The following is a 20,602-nucleotide window of genomic DNA, read 5'->3' on the forward strand; positions in this document are numbered from 1 at the left end:
CTCTTTACTGCTTGAGTTTCGGGTCGAGTGCATCACGCAAACCATCGCCCATCAGGTTAAATGCCAGCACGGTAAGCAGAATGACCAATCCAGGGAAGGTCACTACCCACCAGGCACTTTGCGCATACTGCAGGACGTCGGAGAGCATCGTGCCCCACTCCGGCGTTGGCGGTTGCGCACCCATACCGAGAAAGCCCAGCGCCGCCATATCGAGAATGGCGTTGGAGAAACCTAATGAAGCCTGCACGATCAGTGGTGCAAGGCAGTTAGGCAGAATATTCACAAACATCTGGCGCAGCATACCGGCACCGGCCACGCCGGAGGCGGTCACATAGTCGCGGTTCACTTCCACCAGCACCGCCGCGCGGGTCAGACGGATATAGTGCGGCAGCGCCACAAAGGTCAGCGCGATAGAGGCGTTAACGATCGAGGGGCCAAAGATGGCGACCAGCACCAGCGCCAGCAGCAGGCTGGGCAGCGCCAGCATGATATCGACCACACGCATGATGATGGCATCGACCACACCGCCGAGATAACCGGCCAGCAGGCCAAATATCACGCCGAAAATCAGTGACAGCACCACCACCAGACAGCCAACCAGCAGCGACAGGCGCGCGCCGTACATCAGACGCGACAGCACATCGCGGCCTACATCGTCGGTGCCCAGAATGTAGCTCCAGCTGCCGCCTTCCTGCCAGACCGGCGGATGCAGCAGCGCATCGCGGAACTGCTCAGCAGGGGCATGCGGGGCCAGCACATCGGCAAAAATGGCGCACAGCAACACAATGATGATGTAGACCAGGCCCACAACGGCGCCCTTGTTACGTTTAAAGTAGTGCCAGAATTCCTGAAACGGGGTCATCGGCTTGGGTGCAACGGTAACGCTGCCGGGATCAACAACAGACATGATGCCCCCTTATTTCTTATGACGTATGCGCGGGTTAACCACGCCATACAGCAGATCAACCAGCAGGTTGACCACAATAATCAGTACTGCTGTCAGCAGCACCCCGCCCTGCACCACCGGATAGTCACGGCGCTGCAACGCTTCAATCAGCCAGCGACCCAGGCCCGGCCACGAGAAGATGGTTTCGGTCAGAATCGCCCCGGCCAGCAAGGTGCCGACCTGCAGGCCGATCACCGTCACCACCGGCAGCATGGCGTTTCGCAGCGCATGCACTACGATCACGCGCATCCGCGTCAGGCCTTTGGCACGCGCAGTACGGATGTAATCTTCACCCAGCACTTCGAGCATCGCCGAGCGCGTCATTCGCACAATCACCGCCAGCGGAATGGTGCCGAGCACGATGGCAGGCAGAATCATGTGCATCACCGCATCGTGGAAGTCGCCCGGCTCACCCCAGAAGAAGGTATCGATCAGCATAAAGCCGGTCAGCGGCATGGTGTCATCCAGGAAGACGGTGTCGCCGACCCGCCCGGAAACCGGTGTCAGGTTGAGCTGTACCGAGACCAGCATGATCAGCATGATGCCCCACCAGAAGATCGGCATGGAGTAGCCGGTCAGTGAGATCCCCACGGCGGTGTGATCGAAAATCGACCCCCGCTTCACGGCGGCCATGACCCCAACCGGGATACCAATGGCCACGGCAAATATCATGGCGCAGAAGCCGAGTTCCAGCGTCGCTTTGAAGCGCGGAACAAACTCATCCCAGACCGGGATGCGGCTCTTGAGTGAAATGCCCAGGTCGCCATGTAATACGCCGTTAATGTAGTTCAGGTACTGTTTCCACAGCGGCTGATCCAGACCTAACAGCGCCATTAACTGTGCATGGCGTTCAGGAGAAATACCGCGTTCGCCCGCCATGATCAGTACCGGATCGCCGGGGATCATGTGAACAAATGCGAAGGTGAGTAATGTAATACCGATAAACGTTGGGATGACAAGGCCCAGACGTCGGAGTATGAACTGCAGCATAATCCGGGTTCTCTCTTGTCCGCGCGACCGTCGCCGCGAGGGTAGTTATTGCTTACATCTGACGATCGGGTAGGCCCGACCGCGACGCAGACAGGCTGCGCCTCTACCGTTTCCAGTAAAACAGGGAGATAAAGCCGGGGCGACGCGCAGCCGCCCCGGAAAAGGCGACAATTATTCTTTAATGTCTACCTGAGCAAAGTAGTGTCCGCCCAGCGGATCGACTTTGTACCCGGAGACTTTCTTGCTGACCGGTTCGTATACCGTTGAGTGCGCGATCATCAGCGCCGGTACCTGGTCATGCATCACAACCTGTGCCTGCTTGTAGTACTCGATGCGCTTCGCCTGATCGGCGGTGGCGCGAGCTGGCTGAATCTGATCCTCAAAGGATTTATCACACCAACGCGAGTAGTTAGAACCATCTTTTGCCGCTGAACAGCTGAACAGGGTGGCCAGGAAGTTATCCGGATCCCCATTGTCACCGGTCCAGCCCATCATGACGGTCTGGTGCTCGCCCGCTTTGGCGCGCTTCAGATATTCGCCCCACTCGTAGGTGACGATTTTGGCTTTGACGCCAATCTTCGCCCAGTCGCTCTGGATCATCTCAGCCATGCGGCGCGCATTCGGGTTGTAAGGACGCTGAACCGGCATTGCCCACAGGTCGATTGAGAAGCCGTCTGCCATGCCCGCTTCTTTCAGCAGCGCTTTGGCTTTCTCAGGATCGTAGGCGTAGTCTTTCACGTCGTCGTTATAGCCCCACATCGTTGGTGGGATCAGGTTTTTAGCAGGCTGACCTGCACCCTGATAAACGGCTTCGATAATCGCCTTTTTGTTGACCGCCATGGTCAGTGCCTGACGCACTTTCAGGTTATCCAGCGGTTTTTTCTCAACGTTGTACGACAGATAGCCGACGTTCAGGCCAGCCTGCTCATACAGGTTGATGTTTTTGTCCTGCTTCATACGCGCGATGTCAGCCGGGTTTGGATAGGGCATGACCTGACACTCGCCCTTCTGCAGCTTGGCGTAACGCACTGAAGCATCCGGGGTAATGGAGAAGACTAAGCGATCGATTTTCGGCTTGGTGCCCCAGTAATCCGGGTTAGCTTTGTAAAGGATGCGCGAATCTTTCTGGTACTGCAGCAGCTGGAACGGACCGGTACCGACCGGATTCAGGTCGACGTTTTGCGGGGTGCCCGCTTTCAGCATGTTGTCAGCGTACTCTTTCGACAGAATCGAGGCGAAGTCCATGCCGAGGTCTGCAAGGAAAGGCGATTCAGGACGCGTCAGCACAAAGCGCACGGTGTTCTCGTCCACTTTTTCAATTTTGCTGATCAGCTTCGGCATGTCCATGCCTTCGAAATATTCGTAGCTGCCGCCGGAGACGCCGTGATAGGCGTTGTTTTTATCCAGCTGGCGCTCAAAGGTGAACACCACATCATCCGCATTGAAGTCGCGCGTCGGTTTGAAATCTTTGGTGGTCTGCCACTTCACGCCTTTGCGCAGGTGGAAGGTGTAAGTTTTACCGTCTTCACTGACATCCCACTTCTCTGCCAGCGCAGCGTGCAGTTCGGTAGTGCCGATAGTGAACTCAACCAGTCGGTTGTAGATCTGACGTGAGCTGGCATCGTAGGTGGTGCCCGAGGTGAACAACTGCGGGTTAAAGCCTTCCGGAGAACCTTCAGAACAGTAGACCAGGGTTTTTGCCTGAACACCGGCGGCGACAGTCATAGCAATCAGGCTCAGACCGACCTTCAGCATCCCGGATTTAGCCAGGGAGTTGATCATGCTTTTGCTCCATTGTGATGTGATGTTGTGTGTATTGCCCGACCTCTGATTTTTTTATGCGGTTCAGGCGTACCACCGAACAGGTGGTTAAAGCACGCTACGTTTTTTTTGTTTTTTCTTATGCAGATGGTGCATTCAGAAAATTCCGTAACTGTGCGTTTATTGACGCATCAATTTGTCAACAGTTGCAAAGAACGTCAATACAACGGTTACTTATTTACACAGAGTGTGAGGGATAGCATGCAACGGTAATAAAAACCCTTTCGGCCTAAAAGCCATACAATGCACAGCGCTGCTGGTCTGATTTCCGTGCATTGTGCTGGATGGTTGTTCTATCGCTAGTGATTCTCACCGCTAAAAAACTTAAAACTTTTACCGGCAAATGTTGAATAACTGAACGATTCACCGTGCGTTATGACGTTCATCCAGCGGAATATGCTGGTAAAGAAGCATAAGAAATCAGCATGTTGCCGCTTTCGGTCATAAGAAGAATGTGTCGCGAATTATGATCGCATCTCTTATATGGCAAGGCCTGCCAGCGGGTAAGTGATGATAACAACGGCTGGTAAACAGAATGCGCGGTGGATGGGGTTTACTGGAACTTTCTGGAAAATCATAGCCAGAGGCTGAAAGCGAGGGAAGGTTCAGGGAAGAGGATGTGGCATGAATGGCTGTCAGATCGAGACTGCTTCAGGAACACGGTCAGATCGGAAAGGCGCTTAAAACATCCATGGACGCTCGGCCCACGCCGTCCATGGCGTGGGACGCTTTCCTCCTCTGCCCGTGTTCCCTTCGCCTTAAGATTGTTGATTGCTGTCAGCGTCACTTTGGTTTGGATCTGTCAGCTGTCTGAGATGCTTCTGTAAGTACCTGATGCATCTGCCTGGCGTATGCTCCCTGAAGCCCGCTCAACGGTAAATCCGTACCTTTCATCCACTTTTCTTCAGACGAAAAAAAACCTGTCTTTTCAGACAGGTTTCTTAAATATGGTCGGCGAGAGAGGATTACTCTGCTCTGCGAGCAGCGCCCTTCGGGCCGTTGCTGAAGCAACGTTGTCTCGCTACGCTCGGCTCAAACCTCCTTCGGAGGTTCTCATCCTCTTTTATAAAGACGAAAAAAAACCTGTCTTTTCAGACAGGTTTCTTAAATATGGTCGGCGAGAGAGGATTCGAACCTCCGACCCACTGGTCCCAAACCAGTTGCGCTACCAAGCTGCGCTACTCGCCGATGGGGGCGCATGTTACTGCTACCCCCGATCAGCGTCAACCGCTTTTTATGCTTTTGCCGCCAATCGCCTGGAAAGCACGCGGTTACCGGGAATCAGCCGCCTGCTTTACCCTTTTCGACCACTATTACAGCGGTTTAGCCTGACCATTACCCGGTGCCTGACACCAGTTGTTGGCCGGGTTAATGCCGCCATCTGGCGAGGTGTAACCCAGACAGCCCAGGATGGTATCAAACAACTCAACGTGGCGATGGGTCCGGCCCACGCGCTGCTGCGCCTGCAGACGCTCAAAGTTGCTGCGGTTCTGACTGTCTTCCAGATACTTATCTGACGCCCAGACCATCATCGGCACACGGAACTGCTCAGGCGGAGCCATCTCACGCGGCGTGCCGTGCAGGTGCATATTCTCGCTAATCGACTCACCATGGTCGGCGGCATAGAAGACGATCGCCTTCTTATCACGCAGCTGATCCAGCACGCTATCCAGCATGCTATCGACATACAGCACCGAGTTGTCATAAGCGTTGATCAACTGCGCTTTGCTGCAGGTCTCATCCACGCCCATACACTCCGGCTGATATTTCGCGAAGCTGCGCGGATAACGCTGTGAATAGAGGTAGTGCGAACCTTTGGTGTGCAACACAATCAGATGCTTACCTTTCGGGAAACGATCCAGTGACGCTTTCATCTCCGGCACCAGCAGCATGTCATCCACCGCTTTGCCCTGATTACGCTTCTCTGAACCAATCTGCTCACGGAAGGCAAAATTGTTGGCATTGATGTTGTCGTAGAACCAGACTTCGCTCTGCATCGCAAACAGCTCAGAGGTGAAGCCCAGCTCTTTCATCACCGCAAACACATTCTGCTCTTTCAGCGTACGGCCCGGATTATCCATGGTGCCGCCTTCGCGCACGAACATGCAGCGCAGTGACAACTTAGTCGCGGTATCACAGGACTCGCCCCGGAATGCCACCAGGTTCTTCTCTTTCGACAGCTTCGGCGTTGTGTCACGCTCATAGCCCAGCATCCCCATGTGATCCCAGCGCGTGGTTTCGCCAATCACAAACACCACATAGGTATCATCAAGCCCGGCAGGCGCGACGTAGGTAAACTTCTTCGCCGGATCCAGCAGTTCCTGGCTGTTCAGCGACTCATCCACACGGGTCCAGGCAAACAGGCCCACAGCCGCCAGCCAGTTCGAAGGAAGATAAGAGTGCGCCACCACACCGCCGTAACTCGGCAGATCGATGTTAGTGATCTCTTCGTTATGCTTCTGCAGCTTGTCGAAAAACCGAATCGGCAGCCAGACCAGCGCCACGCAGAGCAGCATGATCAGGGTGGGTTTCAGGCGCTGTCCCGGCGTACGCAGCTGTTCGTTCAGCGTCATGCTCAGCTTATTGCGCCAGATCATCAGCAGTGGCAGCGCGCTGACCAGCACCATCCACAGGATGAAATGGTAACCAATCACCTCTTTAGAGAGATCGGTGTCAGTCGTCATCACCGAAGCCACAATGCCGTAGCCAATCACCACGTTAAAAAACGCCATGTAATAGGCGGCGGCAACCGAAATCAGAACAATCAGCGTGGCCAGCACGCGATAAAACCACTTTCCTCCCAGCGACAGCAGACGCATCAGGAAGAAAGTCAGCACCACAATGGCCACTACCTCGGTGACGGCAGTCAGCCAGTTCGTAACCGTAGAGTGCCTGAGAAAACCGTCAAAACGACGATAGAAAATCGGCAAATTCAATAAGATACCGAGATAGAGCGCCAGCAAGAGCGATAACTTCTGCTGAGTCAGGGTTTTAATGTAATTCATGAAAAAAGGTGTTTCTCCGGTGTGAAGCGCTTGACCAAATCTTTTATGTGACTGCCGAAACGCGGCAGAGTTCGCTGAATAAGCGGACCGGACAAGATGAAGGAAAATTCTGAACGGATTTACAGGCTATAACGCGAGGTGGCTCAGTAAAACATGGTCGCGTTTGATAGACCAGAAAATAATCGTTGTCGACCTGATTAGCACATTTTTTGTACACATCGAACAGGAACGGCCGGGTGGGCTGTTGCAGACAGCAGCAGGAGAGCGAAAATGAGAGAGGGAAAAAAGTGCGGGCCTGATAGTTTCAGGCCCGCAGCACGCTTAGCGAATAATGTTCAGCGTGACATCGATGTTGTTGCGGGTGGCGTTTGAGTAAGGACAAACGATGTGTGCCGCATCAACCAGCTTCTGCGCTTCTGCTTCATCCATCTCTGGCAGATGAATGTTCAGGGTCGCTTCAATACCAAAGCCATCAGGGATAGGGCCGATACCCACTTCACCTTCGATCCAGGCGTCTTTTGGCATGGTGATCTTGTCACGGCCCGCCACAAACTTCATCGCGCCCAGGAAGCAGGCAGAATAGCCCGCAGCAAACAGCTGCTCCGGGTTAGTTACTTCGCCGCCTGCACCGCCCATCTCTTTTGGCACGCCCAGTTTCACGTCCAGTACACCGTCAGAAGAGGTTGCACGACCATCACGACCACCGGTTGCTTTGGCTTTGGCGCGGTAAACCACTTGTTCTAAAGACATGACATTTCTCCGTTACGCTATTTAATCGCCCACTACTTATACAGCTGTAATCAGGCGGTGAGGTTTAACGGGTGCCGCGCACCCGTCAGCAATATTTATCGTGACTTATTCAGGTTATCTCGCAACCCATCCAGCTGTAATTTCAGCGCCAGCAAAGCGTCATCATCACAGGCTGTGGCACACTTGACCGCTTCAGGAATGGCTTCAGCCCTGGCCCGTAACGCCTGCCCGGCTTCGGTCAGCGTCACCGCTACCTGGCGTTCATCCTGACGGGTTCGCTGCCGGTTAATCAGGCCTGCACTTTCCAGTCTCTTCAGAAGTGGCGTTAATGTTGCCGAGTCTAAAAAAAGCTGCTCGCCAATCTCTGACACCGTGACATCATCTTTCTGCCACAACACCAGCATGACCAGATATTGAGGATAGGTGATGTCGAGCTGGCTCAGCAACTGACGATAGACTTTATTCATCGCCAGGTTGGCAGAATAAAGCGCAAAGCAGAGGTGCTGATCGACCAACAGTGGCATCGTTTTCACTTTTTTGTCATCTTGATCACAATTCATGGTTAATAATATAGATAGCGCGCTAGATAATTGCAAGCAAACTTTTTGTCAGGGGGAAAGGCATGCAGGATTCACTGGAAGAACAGGCGCGTCGCTTCGCCACCGAGGCACATGCCAGTGCCGGTCAGCGCCGCAAATATACCGATGAGCCTTATATTGTTCATCCGGCAGCGGTGGTGGAACTGGTGCGCAGCGTCAGCCATGACGACGCGTTGTTAGCGGCGGCCTGGCTGCACGATACCGTAGAAGATACCGCAACCACACAGAGCGATATCGAAACCCACTTTGGTACGCGCGTGGCAAGCCTGGTAGAGATGCTGACCAACAGCGCACCCGCTGGGGCAAAAAATCGGACGGCCCGTAAACTGGCGCACTTCCGCCATACAGCCAGCGCCAGTCCTGAGGCACAAACCATCAAACTGGCTGACATCATCGATAACACCCGCGCGATTGTGCGTTTTGATCCCGACTTTGCGCGGGTCTACCTGGTTGAAAAGCAGATACAGATTGAGTTGCTGAAGCAGGGAGATGCGCAGTTATGGCAGCAGGCTTCAATGATTATTGAAAGCGGACTCGCACAGTTGCGGGAGCCGCCCTATAGCGTGCCGGAGAGCTGGTTTGCCAGACAGGCGGCTAAATACAGCGAATTACGCTAATAAAAAACCCGCCAGCGGCGGGTTCTTTTCGTGATATCAGTTTATTCAAGCAACTGCCGTCCCAGATAGGGATTGGCATGTAATAACTTCATCAATTTCTGCGCCGTCGCGGAAGGACGGGTACGCCGGGCTTCCCAGCTTTTCACGGAAGAAACGCTCACGCCCATTACTTTTGCAAACTCATCAACCTGCATGCCGGTCATTTCACGCAGACGCTGCGGCTCTGGCTGGGCGGGTTGCTGACGCTGAATAAGTAACTCGGCGGCGCGATCATCACGTGTCAAAACAATCTGCTCAAGGCTGCTGAGCAATTCAAACATCGGGTCTTTTAATTCCATAGAGAACTCCTTAAAAACTCGCTATGAAGCACGTGAAAGTAGAGAGGTACGAGCCTGAAGTCAGGACTCTGAAACCGGGCCTGTTTCAGGCTGGATCCCGCAAGGGTTTATTTTTGTTATGAGAGAAACCATTACGGGACACAGCCTGCGGTGCACTGCTTTAAAGATGTCAGGTCAATGCAACAAATGCCGGGAGACTAAGTATGGATAGAGACCTGACTATTTGCCGCGCAATTTATAATTATTTTTTTAACTATGGTTTGCCGGAAAAGTTCCAGCACCTCTAACCTGCTGAGGCAGTTGAGTTTTGTGCCTTAGGTGTGGGCAAAAAAATCAAATGGTGTTTGCTATTTATGTGGATGCCATCAAGCTTTTTGCTGGCATATTCTCATTTCTGTGAGGTAATACACCTCTTCAGGTAGTGAGTGCAAAATATACGCCAATGGTTTACTTCCTGAACACATATATTCACTGTTCTTATTAAATTAAGAATAGTCCTGGTTAGGGCCTGAGGCCTGGCGCGCGGCGGCTCACAGTGCAGAGCGGGTAAATCTTTTATTCTTAACGGCGCTCTGTCGCCAGATTAATCAACAGTCATCTTAACGAAACGGCTGACGCCTCATGCCGGTGCAGTTACCCGGCAACTATCGACCTGATGCGCGGTAAAAGTGCAGCCCCGTGATAACGCACTGACGACAGGCCAGACCTATACCTGACCTCTGTAAGGAAAAGCGATGCGTGAAACAGATTTTAACGTCGGATACCCTTCTCATCGTGTACCGATGATGGGTCGTAATGCCGTCGCAACCTCTCAACCGCTGGCGGCGCAGGCGGGTTTACGGATGCTGCAACAGGGTGGAAACGCCGTGGATGCGGCTATCGCCACCGCCATCGCCTTAACCGTGCTGGAGCCAACCGGAAACGGCATCGGCAGCGATGCGTTTGCCATTGTCTGGGATGGCAGCGAGCTGCATGGGTTAAACGCCTCAGGCCGATCGCCAGCCGCGTGGCATCCCGAACGCTTTGCCGATTTTAGTGCGATGCCTGAAACCGGCTGGGAATCCGTCACTGTGCCAGGGGCCGTCTCGGCATGGGTCACACTGGCACAGCGCTTTGGCACCTTACCGCTGACCACCCTGGCACAACCGGCAATTGACTATGCGCGCGACGGTTTTCCGGTTTCACCGCTGATTGGTCAGCTGTGGCAGCGCGGCTATGACAAGCTGCGGGATCAACCTGGCTTTAGCGACTGCTTTGCGCCGCAGGGTCGTCCGCCGCGTGCTGGCGAGCTATTCCGCAACCCGGCTCAGGCCCGCACCTTGCAGGAAATCGCTGAGACTCAGGGCGAAAGCTTTTACCGCGGCGCACTGGCGCAAAAGATGACAGCCTTCGCCCGTGAGCATGGCGCGGCCCTGACGCTGGAGGATTTGAAAAACCATCGTGCCGACTGGGTTACCCTGCTGTCGCGTCCGTTTGCCGGAGGATCGGTGCAGGAGCTGCCGCCGAATGGTCAGGGCATTGCGACCTTAATTGCACTTGGCATTCTGGAAGAGTGGGAAATCAACCGCTATGCACCGGATTCGCCGCAGTGGCTGCATCTCTCCATCGAGGCGATGAAACTGGCGCTGGTTGATCTGGACCGTTATGTCACCGATGAAGATCATCTCGAATTTCCGGCGGAACACCTGCTCAGCAACGACTATATTCGCCAGCGGGCAGCGTTAATTGATCCTGACAAGGCGGGAGATTTCCGCTTTGGATCACCGCAGCAGAGCGGCACAGTGTATGTCGCCGCCGGTGATGCCAGCGGCATGATGGTCTCATTCATTCAGTCTAACTACATGGGATTTGGCTCCGGCGTGGTGGTACCCGATACCGGCATCAGCCTGCAGAACCGGGGCGCGGGCTTTTCACTCGATCCAGACCATCCCAACGTCGTGGCAGGCGGTAAGCGGCCGTTTCATACCATCATTCCAGCCTTTGCGCGGGATCAGCAGGGCCAGCCGCTGATGGCATTTGGCGTGATGGGCGGCCCGATGCAGGCGCAGGGGCACCTCCAGCTGGCGCTGCGCATTATGCTGCACCAGCAGAATCCGCAGGCCGCGATTGATGCGCCGCGCTGGCGCGTGGTGCAGGGACGCGAGGTGGTATTTGAATCAACCCTCGATCGCAATACCCTGAGCACACTGCGCCGTATGGGCCACAACGTGGTACTGGAAGATCCCCTGAGTAATTACAATTTTGGTGGCGCGCAGGCGATAGTGCGCGATCCGCAGGGCTTCTACATTGCGGCCAGTGAGAGTCGCAAAGATGGTCAGGCGGTGGTGTTTTAAGGTCGCGGCAGTGAGCGTCAGACTGCTCAGCCCCTCCTTCATCTCTGCGCGCTGAAGCCTGCGATGGCAGGGAATGCAGCACGCCCTGAGGCGCAGGCGGTCCCATTCTGTAACCGGCGTTTCAGAAAGCATCTGTTTCACAGGTGGTTTCACGTTGTGCCGTGGCTCGGGTTTGTTCTATTCTTTAGGCCATTCCTACCTGGACATCTGACAGTATCACCGACAGGAGTTGACCCTATGGCTTCAGGACTTACACGCCTTATGGCACGTGGCGGCATTATGCTCGCTGGCGCGCTGATCGTGCTGCAACTCACCGCATGCGGTGATAAAGAAGGCGAGCAGCGCAAAGCATTTATCGATTTTCTCCAGAACACTGTGATGCGCAGCGGCGAGCATCTGCCCAGCCTCAGCGAAAACCAGAAGCAGAGCTTTGGCAACTTCGCCAGCGATTACGCCATTATGTATGGCTTCTCGCAGCAGGCGAACAAAGCGGTTGAACAGGGTATGCGTCCGGTGGTGGATGAGCTTTCTGCTATTCGCGTTCCGCAGGATTATCTCAGCCGTCGTGATTCCCTGCGTCAGGCGACCAGCGCACTGGTGATCGTCACCCAGCAGATTGAAAGCGCCAAAATGCAGGCGGACAGCAGCAAAGCGACCCTGAAGCAGCCGGATGACCTGAAAAAAGTCTACGACACCGCCTATAACAAAGTGGTGGCGGTGCCCGCCAATCAGCTGATTCCTCTGCTGCCAAAACTCCAGGCGCTGAGCCAGGGTGCAGTGCAGACCGGCGATTTCCTGCAAACGCAGGGAACCCGTGTCAGCTTCAATGATGGCGGCGTGCAGTTCCCGACTCAGGATCAGGCTTCGCAATATAACGCGCTGATGAGCACTTTATCCGCCAATTCGCAGGCGCTTCCTCAGGCACAGGCTGCCGTCCAGGGTGGTCTGCAGTAAACCCGCTTTACGGGCAGGCGCTAATCGTCTGCCCGTCCCACTCTCTTTTCTCCTCCCACCCAATCACCCGCTGAATGAAGTGTGATCTGGCGCATTTTCGACCAAAAATAGTTTGTGATCTAAGTCACAGATATATAACAAATCAACGTCAAACAAGTGTGATTCACCTCACAGATAACCGGCCACCCCGTCTAAAAATCAGCCAACTGAGCCTGAGCTACGCCTTAAAGTGTGATCAAAATCACGCTAACCACCCCTGCCACCACCCTTAATCAGTGATGTAGATCACACTTACCCCGCACGCTACGCAGCGTCAAATTCGCGTGATAGAGTCCGCGTGCATACAGTAATACCACCGGCTTTGGGTCGGGGTGGCTAAACAAAAACAAGCGCGCTCTCCTATTGCAGCGCGTCTCAATAAGGGGTGGGTTTATGTCCTCATCAGTGAAGGTCAAAGTACAAAGCTTTGGTCGCTTTCTGAGTAATATGGTGATGCCAAACATCGGGGCGTTTATCGCCTGGGGTATCATCACCGCACTGTTTATTCCAACTGGCTGGATCCCTAACGAAACGCTGGCCAAACTGGTTGGCCCGATGATCACCTACCTGCTACCACTGCTGATCGGTTTCACCGGTGGGCGTCTGGTGGGCGGCGATCGCGGCGGCGTGGTCGGTGCCATTACCACCATGGGTGTGATTGTCGGTGCTGATATGCCGATGTTCCTCGGTGCGATGATTGCCGGTCCGCTGGGCGGCTGGGCAATCAAGTCGTTTGACCGGGCGATTGACGGCAAAATCAAAAGCGGCTTCGAGATGCTGGTCAACAACTTCTCGGCCGGTATTATCGGGATGATACTGGCACTGCTGGCGTTCCTGGCGATCGGTCCGCTGGTAGAAGGTCTGTCACACATTCTCGCCGCGGGCGTGAATCTGATGGTGCAGAACAACCTGCTGCCACTGACCTCGATCTTCGTCGAACCCGCGAAAATCCTGTTCCTGAACAACGCCATTAACCACGGTATCTTCTCGCCGCTCGGTATCCAGCAGGCTAGTGAAGCCGGCAAATCCATTTTCTTCCTGATCGAAGCCAACCCGGGTCCGGGTATGGGCGTGCTGATGGCCTATATGTTCTTTGGTCGTGGCAGTGCTAAACAGTCTGCGGGCGGTGCGGCAATCATCCACTTCCTTGGCGGCATCCATGAGATCTACTTCCCGTATGTGCTGATGGCTCCTCGTCTGCTGCTGGCAGTTATCCTTGGCGGTATGACCGGCGTCTTCACGCTGACTGTGCTGAATGGTGGCCTGGTCTCTCCTGCCTCACCGGGTTCAATCCTGGCGGTACTGGCAATGACGCCAAAAGGGGCCTACTTCGCGAACATCGCTGCTATCGCTGCCGCCTTCGCCGTCTCCTTCGTGGTGTCCGCTATCCTGCTGAAAACCAGCAAAGTCAAAGAAGATGACGATATCGAAGCCGCGACCCAGCGCATGCATGAGATGAAAGCGCAGTCTAAAGGCCAGAGCGGCGCGGGTGCCCCAGTCGCCAGCGATGCCATGAGCGTTGAACTGCATCACGTGCGTAAAATCATCGTCGCCTGTGATGCCGGTATGGGTTCCAGCGCGATGGGTGCAGGCGTACTGCGTAAGAAAGTGCAGGACGCCGGGCTGAGCAATGTGTCGGTGACCAATACCGCGATCAACGCCCTGCCGGGTGATGTCGATCTGGTGATTACCCACCGTGACCTGACTGAACGCGCCATCCGCCAGGCTCCGCATGCGCAGCATATCTCGCTGAACAACTTCCTCGACAGCGCGCTCTACAGCACCCTGACCGAACGTCTGGTGGCGGCTAACCGCAGCGACGTGCATCGTCAAACGGTGAATACCGCGCTCTCTGACAGCTACGATGAAGGCAACGCACACCTGTTTAAACTGGGAGCGGATAACGTTTTCCTCGGCCTGACCGCCAGTAACAAAGAGCAGGCGATTCGCTTTGCGGGTGAACAGCTGGTGAAAGGCGGTTACGTTGAGCCTGAATACGTTGAGGCGATGCTGGCGCGTGAAAAACTGACGCCGACCTATCTCGGTGAGTCGATTGCCGTGCCGCACGGTACGGTCGAAGCAAAAGATCGCGTGCTGAAAACCGGCGTGGTGTTCTGTCAGTATCCGGCAGGCGTCCTGTTCGGTGAAGAGCCGGAGGATGTGGCGCGCCTGGTGATTGGTATTGCTGCCCGTAACAACGAGCACATCCAGGTGATCACCAGCCTGACCAATGCGCTGGATGATGACAGCGTGATTGAGAAGCTGGCGAACACCACCAGCGTGCAGGAAGTGCTGGATCTGCTGTCAGGTAAGCCTGCAATCGCGTAATTTATAGCAATTATTTTCCCTGGGGCGGTCATGCCCGTCCCGATTTCCTGGGGCGGGTTTGCCCGCCCCATCGTCATTTGATATGGGTCAAAAATTATGAAAGCGTTACATTTCGGAGCAGGAAACATTGGTCGCGGCTTTATCGGCAAGTTACTGGCTGATGCAGGTATCGAACTGGTTTTTGCTGATGTGAATCAGACGGTGCTGGATGCACTGAACGCGCGTCATGAGTATCCCGTTCATGTAGTTGGCGAGCAGGCCAAAACAGAAACCGTTAAAGGCGTCAGTGCGGTAAACAGCACCAGCGATGAGATCATCACCCTGGTTTCTGAAGTCGATCTCGTTAGCACCGCCGTGGGCCCGCAGATTCTGGAGCGTATTGCCGGCAGTGTGGCTAAAGGGCTGGCAAAACGCAGCGACAACGGCAATACCCGCCCGCTAAATATTATCGCCTGTGAGAATATGGTGCGCGGCACCAGCCAGCTGAAACAGCATGTGCTGAAGGCGCTGCCGGAGCAGTATCACGCCTGGCTGGAGCAGCATGTCGGCTTTGTGGATTCCGCTGTCGATCGCATCGTGCCACCGTCTGAAGCGGGCAGCACCGATCCGCTGGAAGTGACCGTTGAAACCTTCAGCGAATGGATCGTCGATAAAACTCAGTTTAAAGGCGACCTGCCTGCGATTCCGGGTATGGAACTGACCGATAACCTGATGGCATTTGTTGAGCGTAAACTCTTTACCCTGAACACCGGTCACGCGATTACCGCCTATCTTGGCCAGCTGGCCGGTCACCAGACCATTCGTGACGCCATCCTCGATGAAAAAATCCGGGCCGTGGTAAAAGGGGCGATGGAAGAGAGCGGCGCGGTGCTGATTAAGCGCTACGGTTTTGAGGCGGATAAACATGCGGCCTACATCCAGAAAATACTGGGCCGTTTTGAGAACCCTTATCTGAAAGATGATGTTGAGCGTGTGGGTCGTCAGCCGCTGCGTAAACTCAGCGCGGGCGATCGCCTGATCAAGCCGACGCTGGGCACGCTGGAGTATGGTTTACCGCACGCCAGCCTGGTACAGGGCATTGCCGCCGCGATGCACTATCGCAGCGACCAGGACCCACAGGCGCAGGAGCTGGCCACGCTGCTGGCAGAAAAAGGCCCACAGGCGACGCTGGCTGAGGTTTCAGGGCTGGATGCTGACAGCGAAGTGGTGGCTTCGGTGGTGAGCGCCTGGCACGCTATGGCATAATGCGCGCGTGTTAGTGACGCAAGCCGGGCGCAGTTCGCCTGCGCCCAACGGCGGTATTGAACCCATGCAGGCAATAATGGAAGAGAAGCAGGCTTTTGAAAACCGGGTGCTTGAGCGCCTGAACGCCGGTCGTTCGGTGAGAAGCTTTCTGATCGCCGCCGTTGAGCTATTGGCTGAAGCCGTCAATCTGCTGGTGCTGCAGGTGTTCCGTAAAGATGACTACGCGGTGAAATATGCCGTAGAACCGCTGCTGCTGGGCGATGGTCCTTTGGGTGAACTCTCGGTTCGTCTGAAGCTGATTTACGGTCTTGGCGTTATCAGCCGCCACGAATATGAAGATGGTGAACTGCTGCTGGCGCTGCGCGAAGAGCTGAATCACGACAGCGGTGATTATCGTTTTACCGACGATGAGATCCTTGGCCCGTTTGGTGAACTGCACTGCGTCACCGCCTGGCCGCCCGCGCCGGTGTTTCACACCGAAGATGCAGAGCTGCGCAGCATGCAGCAGCAGCGCTATCTGCAGATGGTGCGATCCACCATGGTCCTGTCGCTAACCGAGCTGATCGCCCGCATCAGTATGAAGCAGGCGTTTAAAAAGTCCGGCAGCTAATCCTGTCAGGCGCCATCACGGCGCCTTTTTCGTCTTAACCTGAGCGGGAATATGCGCCAGATTTGGTGTATCCTTGGCCTGTTTTCCTCAACGAGTTGTTGTCATGAAAGAGCAAGAAAAGAACGAAATCAAACTTCTCAGCGATAAGCTGGACGCATTGAACCGCAAAGAGCCGCAGTTACTGGAATCGGGTGATGTCGAGAAACTGGGCGCGTTGCTGAAAGAGAAAGAAGCGCTGGTCATTGAGATTGAGCGTCTGCGCGGTCAGCGGGTTGAAAAACTCAGTGCCGAGGCGCAGAAGCTGCAAAAAATGGGCTTCAGCCGCGAAATTACCAAGAAAGAGCAGGCAAATCTGGGCGCGCTGAAGAAAAGCGTGCGCGGCCTGGTCGTGGTGCATCCAATGACCGCGCTGGGACGTGAGATGGGGCTGACAGCAATGACCGGCTTCGCCAAAACCGCATTCTGACGGGTCGATCAGGCAGCAGCCTGATCGACATCGGCTTTGCGTTCGCCGGCGGCAGCATAGACCTGCTCCGCCAGCGCATCCAGCAGTTCATAGCGGCGACGATATTCAGCCCGCTTCTTACTGGCAATCTCCTCCAGCGTTTTGCGCGGCAGGCTCAGCGGCAGGATAAACATCCCATCCCTGCGCGCCTCGCCACTCAGCGACAACCAGAACTCACTGTAGCTGGCAAAGAACTTATCCCCTTTGCTGTGGCGATAACGCAGGCTGCGGAAGACATGAGTCTCATCGCCTACCGCCAGAATATTCTCCACACCGCACTGCTTCGCCACAATAAATACCGCTTCCATTAACAGGCGTTTCGGAAAGAGACCCTGCGCCGCTTTGGTCGCCTCGCGGATCACCTCATTATTGATATGTTTTCGCGGGCCCTGTAACCCGCCAATTAATAATGTGCGCTGGTTATTTTCATTGAGAATTGAAAATGAAAGTGAAGCAATAATTTCGTCGTTATAACGTAATACCAGCGTCACTTCCCCTTCCCGATCGAAATAACCGGAACTGCAGGAAAGTAAAAAGGATTCGCCATTTTTACCGGTCAGCGTAGCCAGCGGATTATCCGTAGCGCTTTGCAGCAGCTGACGCAGCGCAGGGTTTTCCAGATTATTCATCAGACTGTAATGATCAAGTATCGCCTGCGCGCGCGCAGCAATGCTCAACCCTGAGCGCAGATAGGGCCGGTGCAGCTTGGCTGGCAGCAATCCCTGAGTACTCATCAACAGAGGGAGTTGCGGTAAATGCGACAGCTCATCCAGATAACGCAGCGTAGTCAGCGGTGATATTAAGGTTCTTAACACAAATTTCAGCCGGAAACGTTTACTTATCCAGAGTTTATTCGGAACGTATTTTCCGCTAATTAACTGAAAAAAAAGCGATGCAGAAGAATCGGTCGTAGTTTCATGAGTAGTTATAATTGACATAGTCATCGACACACAGTGAGCAGGAATGTCACTGAGCATAAGACAACGAGTATCAACGGCGTGTTAATGTGGCAGAAGGTTAAAAGCGCGGCGGTTAAAAAGCGAGATCCGTTTATTTTTGGTTTAATCTGGGACGACAGAATTTAAAGATAAAAAAAACCGGCGAAATAAATTCCACCGGTTTATCGTTATCACGTTAACACTGGGTTAACTTACTGGGCAGCTGCGAAGCGGGCTGCTGCTTCGTCCCAGTTGACCACGTTCCAGAATGCTTTGATGTAATCAGGACGTTTGTTCTGATACTTCAGGTAGTAGGCGTGTTCCCACACGTCCAGACCGATGATTGGGAAGCCAGAAACGCCAGCAACCGCTTCACCCATCAGCGGGTTGTCCTGGTTTGCGGTAGATACCACAGCCAGTTTGTCGCCTTTTTTAACCAGCCACGCCCAGCCTGAGCCGAAACGGGTCGCAGCCGCTTTCTCGAACTCTTCCTGGAATTTTTCCACGCTACCGAAATCTTTCTCGATAGCCGCTTTCAGGTCGCCCTGCAGCGTGGTGCCGGTTTTCAGGCCTTTCCAGAACAGGCTGTGGTTAGCGTGGCCGCCTGCGTTATTACGCAGTGGGCCTTTTTTGTCTGCTGGCAGCTGATCCAGTTTGGTGATCAGCTCTTCTACCGGCAGATTGGCAAATTCAGTGCCTTCCAGCGCCGCGTTAGCGTTGTTCACGTAGGTCTGGTGATGTTTGGTGTGATGGATTTCCATCGTCTGCTTGTCGAAATGCGGTTCCAGTGCGTCGTATGCGTAAGGCAGGGATGGCAGTGAATAACTCATGTTCTTCCTCTCCATTTAGTTTGAGCAGCACGACGAATTCGGGACGTGCCGCGTAAGCAGTCGAATCATTATAGTTAAATTCATGTAGCGTAAAAGGGTAATCAATGCCCTATTAACCATAAGGATTTGAGAAATCTGGCAAAAGCAACCCGTTGTTTTTACAGCATGCTGCTGCTGACTCCGCCTTTTCAGCTTTATCAGACAGGGAGAGCGAAGCACTCTGCCAGCACCACCAGCAGGCACTCATCCCGCCCGAACGCCGCATCTGCCCTGCCCTGCGCGTTACCTGCCCAGTTCGCGCAGCCCGCTGTCGAGCGCGCCGACCAGCCAGTCGATATCCCCTTCCTGGAACGCCAGTGGCGGACGCAGTTTCAGCACATTCCCATACGGGCCGGCGACCGAGGTCAGCACGCGATGTTCACGCAGCTTCTCGATTAAATCCAGCGCCAGCGTTTTGTCCGGCGTTTTGCTGTGACGATCGGTGACCAGCTCAAAACCGATAAACAGTCCGGCACCGCGCACATCCCCCACGCACTCATAGCGATCCATCAGGGTTCGTAGCTCCGCCAGCAGCTTCGCGCCGACCACGCGGCTGTGTTCCTGTAACCCCTCTTCGGTGATCACTTTCAGTACCGCCTGCGCCGCCGCCATCGCGACCGGATTACCACCAAAGGTATTGAAGTAGGGAATTGAGTCGCTGAAGGCGGCCAGCACTTCACTTTTTGCCAGCAGGCCGGAAACCGGAATGCCGTTGCCCATTGGCTTGCCGGTGGTAATGATGTCAGGCACCACATCGTGGCGGCCAAAGCCCCAGAACGCGTCGCCGGTACGGCCAAAACCAGGCTGCACTTCATCGGCAATAAAGATGCCGCCGTTGGCATGCACCACCTCGACCGCTTTTTTCAGGAAGCCGCGCGGATCGGGCAACACGCCGTCCGAGGAGAAGATTGAGTCCGCCAGGAAGCCAGCAAATTTAATGCCGTGCGCCGCCATATCATCAATCTGCTGCTGAATCTGGCCAGCGAACCAGTCGCCCAGGTCAGGCGCGTCCACACGATACGCATCCGGTGGCATCACCAGCCGCGTGGTGGGCGCCAGCGGCTGTCCACTGCCCAGCGCCGGAGAAGCGCCGGATGTCAGCTCACTGGTGCCGTGATAGGCCTCTTTACTGACAATAATCCCGCTGCCGCCGCTAAAGGCGCGCGCCACGCGAATCGCCAGGTCGTTAGCTTCCGATCCGGTGCACATATACATCGCGCGATCGATCGCCTCAGGCGTGGTCGCCAGCAGCGCTTCGCTGTAGTCCAGAATATTTTCATGCAGGTAACGGGTGTGGGTATTCAGCATTTTCATCTGCTGCGTCACCGCCTCAGTCACGGCCGGATGGCAGTGCCCGATGCTCGCCACGTTGTTGTAGACGTCGAGATATTTATCGCCCGCCGCATCCCACAGATATTGCCCTTCACCCCGCACCAGATGCACCGGTTTGCGATAGAACAGGCGATAAGATTCGCCAAGCACTTTGCTGCGTTTATCGGTCAGTTTGCGCGTATCGCTGTCGAGCGCATCGGCATGTTCGGCACGGAAACTGTTGGTATCCATAATGGTGGAACGCGTGGCCATAATGACTCCCGTTACAAGGATGAAGGAGGAAGAGCTGACGCCTTTATCATGCCTGCCTGAATCTAAAATGCAACAAAATACACAAATGCAATAAAATACACATGACGCAGGCAGATCGCCACGCTAAGCTT

General features: G+C 54.7%; 17 protein-coding genes, 1 tRNA gene and 1 other RNA gene. 7 read left to right on the forward strand and 12 right to left on the reverse strand.

The genetic code is table 11. The annotated features are described in order from the left end of the window. Positions 1–4: 4 nt before the first annotated feature. The 8 genes from dppC to OK412_RS17390 all read right to left on the reverse strand — a co-directional run bounded on the left by dppC (position 5) and on the right by OK412_RS17390 (position 8,072). The gene (dppC, locus tag OK412_RS17355) at positions 5–907 is read right to left on the reverse strand and encodes a dipeptide ABC transporter permease DppC (protein ID WP_010671643.1); all 903 of its coding nucleotides are present in this window, start codon (positions 905–907) and stop codon (positions 5–7) included. A 9-nt stretch (positions 908–916) separates the two neighbouring features. Then, the gene (gene dppB, locus OK412_RS17360; RefSeq protein ID WP_022624833.1) at positions 917–1,936 is read right to left on the reverse strand and encodes a dipeptide ABC transporter permease DppB; all 1,020 of its coding nucleotides are present in this window, start codon (positions 1,934–1,936) and stop codon (positions 917–919) included. 171 nt (positions 1,937–2,107) lie between these two features. Next, on the reverse strand, positions 2,108–3,718 hold the full coding sequence (gene dppA / locus OK412_RS17365) for a dipeptide ABC transporter periplasmic-binding protein DppA (protein ID WP_010671642.1): 1,611 nt from the start codon (positions 3,716–3,718) through the stop codon (positions 2,108–2,110). Between the two features lie 987 nt (positions 3,719–4,705). Continuing rightward, positions 4,706–4,835, reverse strand: a non-coding RNA gene (locus OK412_RS17370) — RtT sRNA. Positions 4,836–4,868: 33 nt separating this feature from the next. Next, positions 4,869–4,945: transfer RNA gene (locus OK412_RS17375), tRNA-Pro, on the reverse strand. 125 nt (positions 4,946–5,070) lie between these two features. Continuing rightward, positions 5,071–6,762 (reverse strand): kdo(2)-lipid A phosphoethanolamine 7''-transferase, encoded by a 1,692-nt coding sequence (eptB, locus tag OK412_RS17380; RefSeq protein WP_010257429.1) that lies wholly within the window; start codon positions 6,760–6,762, stop codon positions 5,071–5,073. Positions 6,763–7,083: 321 nt separating this feature from the next. Then, positions 7,084–7,512: an organic hydroperoxide resistance protein gene (locus tag OK412_RS17385; protein WP_010257431.1), complete on the reverse strand. Its 429-nt coding sequence runs from the start codon at positions 7,510–7,512 to the stop codon at positions 7,084–7,086. A 95-nt stretch (positions 7,513–7,607) separates the two neighbouring features. Further along, positions 7,608–8,072, reverse strand: a complete 465-nt coding sequence (locus OK412_RS17390) for a MarR family winged helix-turn-helix transcriptional regulator (RefSeq protein WP_010671641.1) — start codon at positions 8,070–8,072, stop codon at positions 7,608–7,610. A gap of 62 nt (positions 8,073–8,134) precedes the next feature. On the opposite strand from OK412_RS17390, the gene OK412_RS17395 reads away from it, so the two are divergent. Continuing rightward, positions 8,135–8,728 carry an HD domain-containing protein gene (locus OK412_RS17395; RefSeq protein ID WP_010257434.1) on the forward strand — a complete coding sequence of 198 codons (594 nt, stop codon included), beginning with the start codon at positions 8,135–8,137 and terminating at the stop codon, positions 8,726–8,728. 41 nt (positions 8,729–8,769) lie between these two features. On the opposite strand, the gene OK412_RS17400 is transcribed toward OK412_RS17395, so the two are convergent. Next, entirely contained in the window at positions 8,770–9,066 is a 297-nt protein-coding gene (locus OK412_RS17400; protein ID WP_010257438.1) for an HTH-type transcriptional regulator, read from the reverse strand. Positions 9,067–9,800: 734 nt separating this feature from the next. On the opposite strand from OK412_RS17400, the gene OK412_RS17405 reads away from it, so the two are divergent. The 6 genes from OK412_RS17405 to OK412_RS17430 all read left to right on the forward strand — a co-directional run bounded on the left by OK412_RS17405 (position 9,801) and on the right by OK412_RS17430 (position 17,041). After that, the gene (locus OK412_RS17405; RefSeq protein WP_010671640.1) at positions 9,801–11,399 is read left to right on the forward strand and encodes a gamma-glutamyltransferase family protein; all 1,599 of its coding nucleotides are present in this window, start codon (positions 9,801–9,803) and stop codon (positions 11,397–11,399) included. Positions 11,400–11,636: 237 nt separating this feature from the next. Continuing rightward, positions 11,637–12,353 carry a DUF3053 domain-containing protein gene (locus OK412_RS17410; protein WP_264353392.1) on the forward strand — a complete coding sequence of 239 codons (717 nt, stop codon included), beginning with the start codon at positions 11,637–11,639 and terminating at the stop codon, positions 12,351–12,353. A gap of 432 nt (positions 12,354–12,785) precedes the next feature. After that, entirely contained in the window at positions 12,786–14,720 is a 1,935-nt protein-coding gene (locus OK412_RS17415) for a PTS mannitol transporter subunit IICBA (RefSeq protein ID WP_010671638.1), read from the forward strand. A 96-nt stretch (positions 14,721–14,816) separates the two neighbouring features. Then, positions 14,817–15,965 carry a mannitol-1-phosphate 5-dehydrogenase gene (gene mtlD, locus OK412_RS17420; protein WP_264353393.1) on the forward strand — a complete coding sequence of 383 codons (1,149 nt, stop codon included), beginning with the start codon at positions 14,817–14,819 and terminating at the stop codon, positions 15,963–15,965. 64 nt (positions 15,966–16,029) lie between these two features. After that, on the forward strand, positions 16,030–16,575 hold the full coding sequence (gene mtlR, locus OK412_RS17425; RefSeq protein ID WP_171820345.1) for a mannitol operon repressor MtlR: 546 nt from the start codon (positions 16,030–16,032) through the stop codon (positions 16,573–16,575). A 103-nt stretch (positions 16,576–16,678) separates the two neighbouring features. Beyond that, positions 16,679–17,041, forward strand: coding sequence for a YibL family ribosome-associated protein (locus OK412_RS17430; RefSeq protein WP_003848030.1), 363 nt, complete (start codon positions 16,679–16,681; stop codon positions 17,039–17,041). A gap of 8 nt (positions 17,042–17,049) precedes the next feature. Here the strand turns inward: OK412_RS17430 and OK412_RS17435 are convergent, their stop codons facing one another. From OK412_RS17435 to OK412_RS17445, 3 genes are all read right to left on the reverse strand, one after another. Next, positions 17,050–18,018, reverse strand: a complete 969-nt coding sequence (locus tag OK412_RS17435; protein WP_022624830.1) for a VirK/YbjX family protein — start codon at positions 18,016–18,018, stop codon at positions 17,050–17,052. Between the two features lie 212 nt (positions 18,019–18,230). Next, positions 18,231–18,848, reverse strand: a complete 618-nt coding sequence (sodA, locus tag OK412_RS17440) for a superoxide dismutase [Mn] (RefSeq protein ID WP_008926407.1) — start codon at positions 18,846–18,848, stop codon at positions 18,231–18,233. 282 nt (positions 18,849–19,130) lie between these two features. After that, positions 19,131–20,471, reverse strand: a complete 1,341-nt coding sequence (locus OK412_RS17445; RefSeq protein ID WP_089415130.1) for an aspartate aminotransferase family protein — start codon at positions 20,469–20,471, stop codon at positions 19,131–19,133. Positions 20,472–20,602: the final 131 nt, after the last annotated feature.

Source organism: Pantoea sp. JV6 (assembly GCF_025910055.1).
GTDB classification, from domain to species: Bacteria; Pseudomonadota; Gammaproteobacteria; order Enterobacterales; family Enterobacteriaceae; genus Pantoea; species Pantoea agglomerans.

Coding starts and splice junctions, on each gene's coding strand:
- sodA (WP_008926407.1), bottom strand. CDS start 18,848: ATGAGTTATTCACTGCCATCCCTGCCTTACGCATACGACGCACTGGAA.
- OK412_RS17430 (WP_003848030.1), top strand. CDS start 16,679: ATGAAAGAGCAAGAAAAGAACGAAATCAAACTTCTCAGCGATAAGCTG.
- OK412_RS17385 (WP_010257431.1), bottom strand. CDS start 7,512: ATGTCTTTAGAACAAGTGGTTTACCGCGCCAAAGCCAAAGCAACCGGT.
- mtlR (WP_171820345.1), top strand. CDS start 16,030: ATGCAGGCAATAATGGAAGAGAAGCAGGCTTTTGAAAACCGGGTGCTT.
- OK412_RS17395 (WP_010257434.1), top strand. CDS start 8,135: ATGCAGGATTCACTGGAAGAACAGGCGCGTCGCTTCGCCACCGAGGCA.
- dppA (WP_010671642.1), bottom strand. CDS start 3,718: ATGATCAACTCCCTGGCTAAATCCGGGATGCTGAAGGTCGGTCTGAGC.
- mtlD (WP_264353393.1), top strand. CDS start 14,817: ATGAAAGCGTTACATTTCGGAGCAGGAAACATTGGTCGCGGCTTTATC.
- dppB (WP_022624833.1), bottom strand. CDS start 1,936: ATGCTGCAGTTCATACTCCGACGTCTGGGCCTTGTCATCCCAACGTTT.
- OK412_RS17400 (WP_010257438.1), bottom strand. CDS start 9,066: ATGGAATTAAAAGACCCGATGTTTGAATTGCTCAGCAGCCTTGAGCAG.
- OK412_RS17435 (WP_022624830.1), bottom strand. CDS start 18,018: ATGTCAATTATAACTACTCATGAAACTACGACCGATTCTTCTGCATCG.
- eptB (WP_010257429.1), bottom strand. CDS start 6,762: ATGAATTACATTAAAACCCTGACTCAGCAGAAGTTATCGCTCTTGCTG.
- OK412_RS17390 (WP_010671641.1), bottom strand. CDS start 8,072: ATGAATTGTGATCAAGATGACAAAAAAGTGAAAACGATGCCACTGTTG.
- OK412_RS17445 (WP_089415130.1), bottom strand. CDS start 20,471: ATGGCCACGCGTTCCACCATTATGGATACCAACAGTTTCCGTGCCGAA.
- dppC (WP_010671643.1), bottom strand. CDS start 907: ATGTCTGTTGTTGATCCCGGCAGCGTTACCGTTGCACCCAAGCCGATG.
- OK412_RS17410 (WP_264353392.1), top strand. CDS start 11,637: ATGGCTTCAGGACTTACACGCCTTATGGCACGTGGCGGCATTATGCTC.
- OK412_RS17415 (WP_010671638.1), top strand. CDS start 12,786: ATGTCCTCATCAGTGAAGGTCAAAGTACAAAGCTTTGGTCGCTTTCTG.
- OK412_RS17405 (WP_010671640.1), top strand. CDS start 9,801: ATGCGTGAAACAGATTTTAACGTCGGATACCCTTCTCATCGTGTACCG.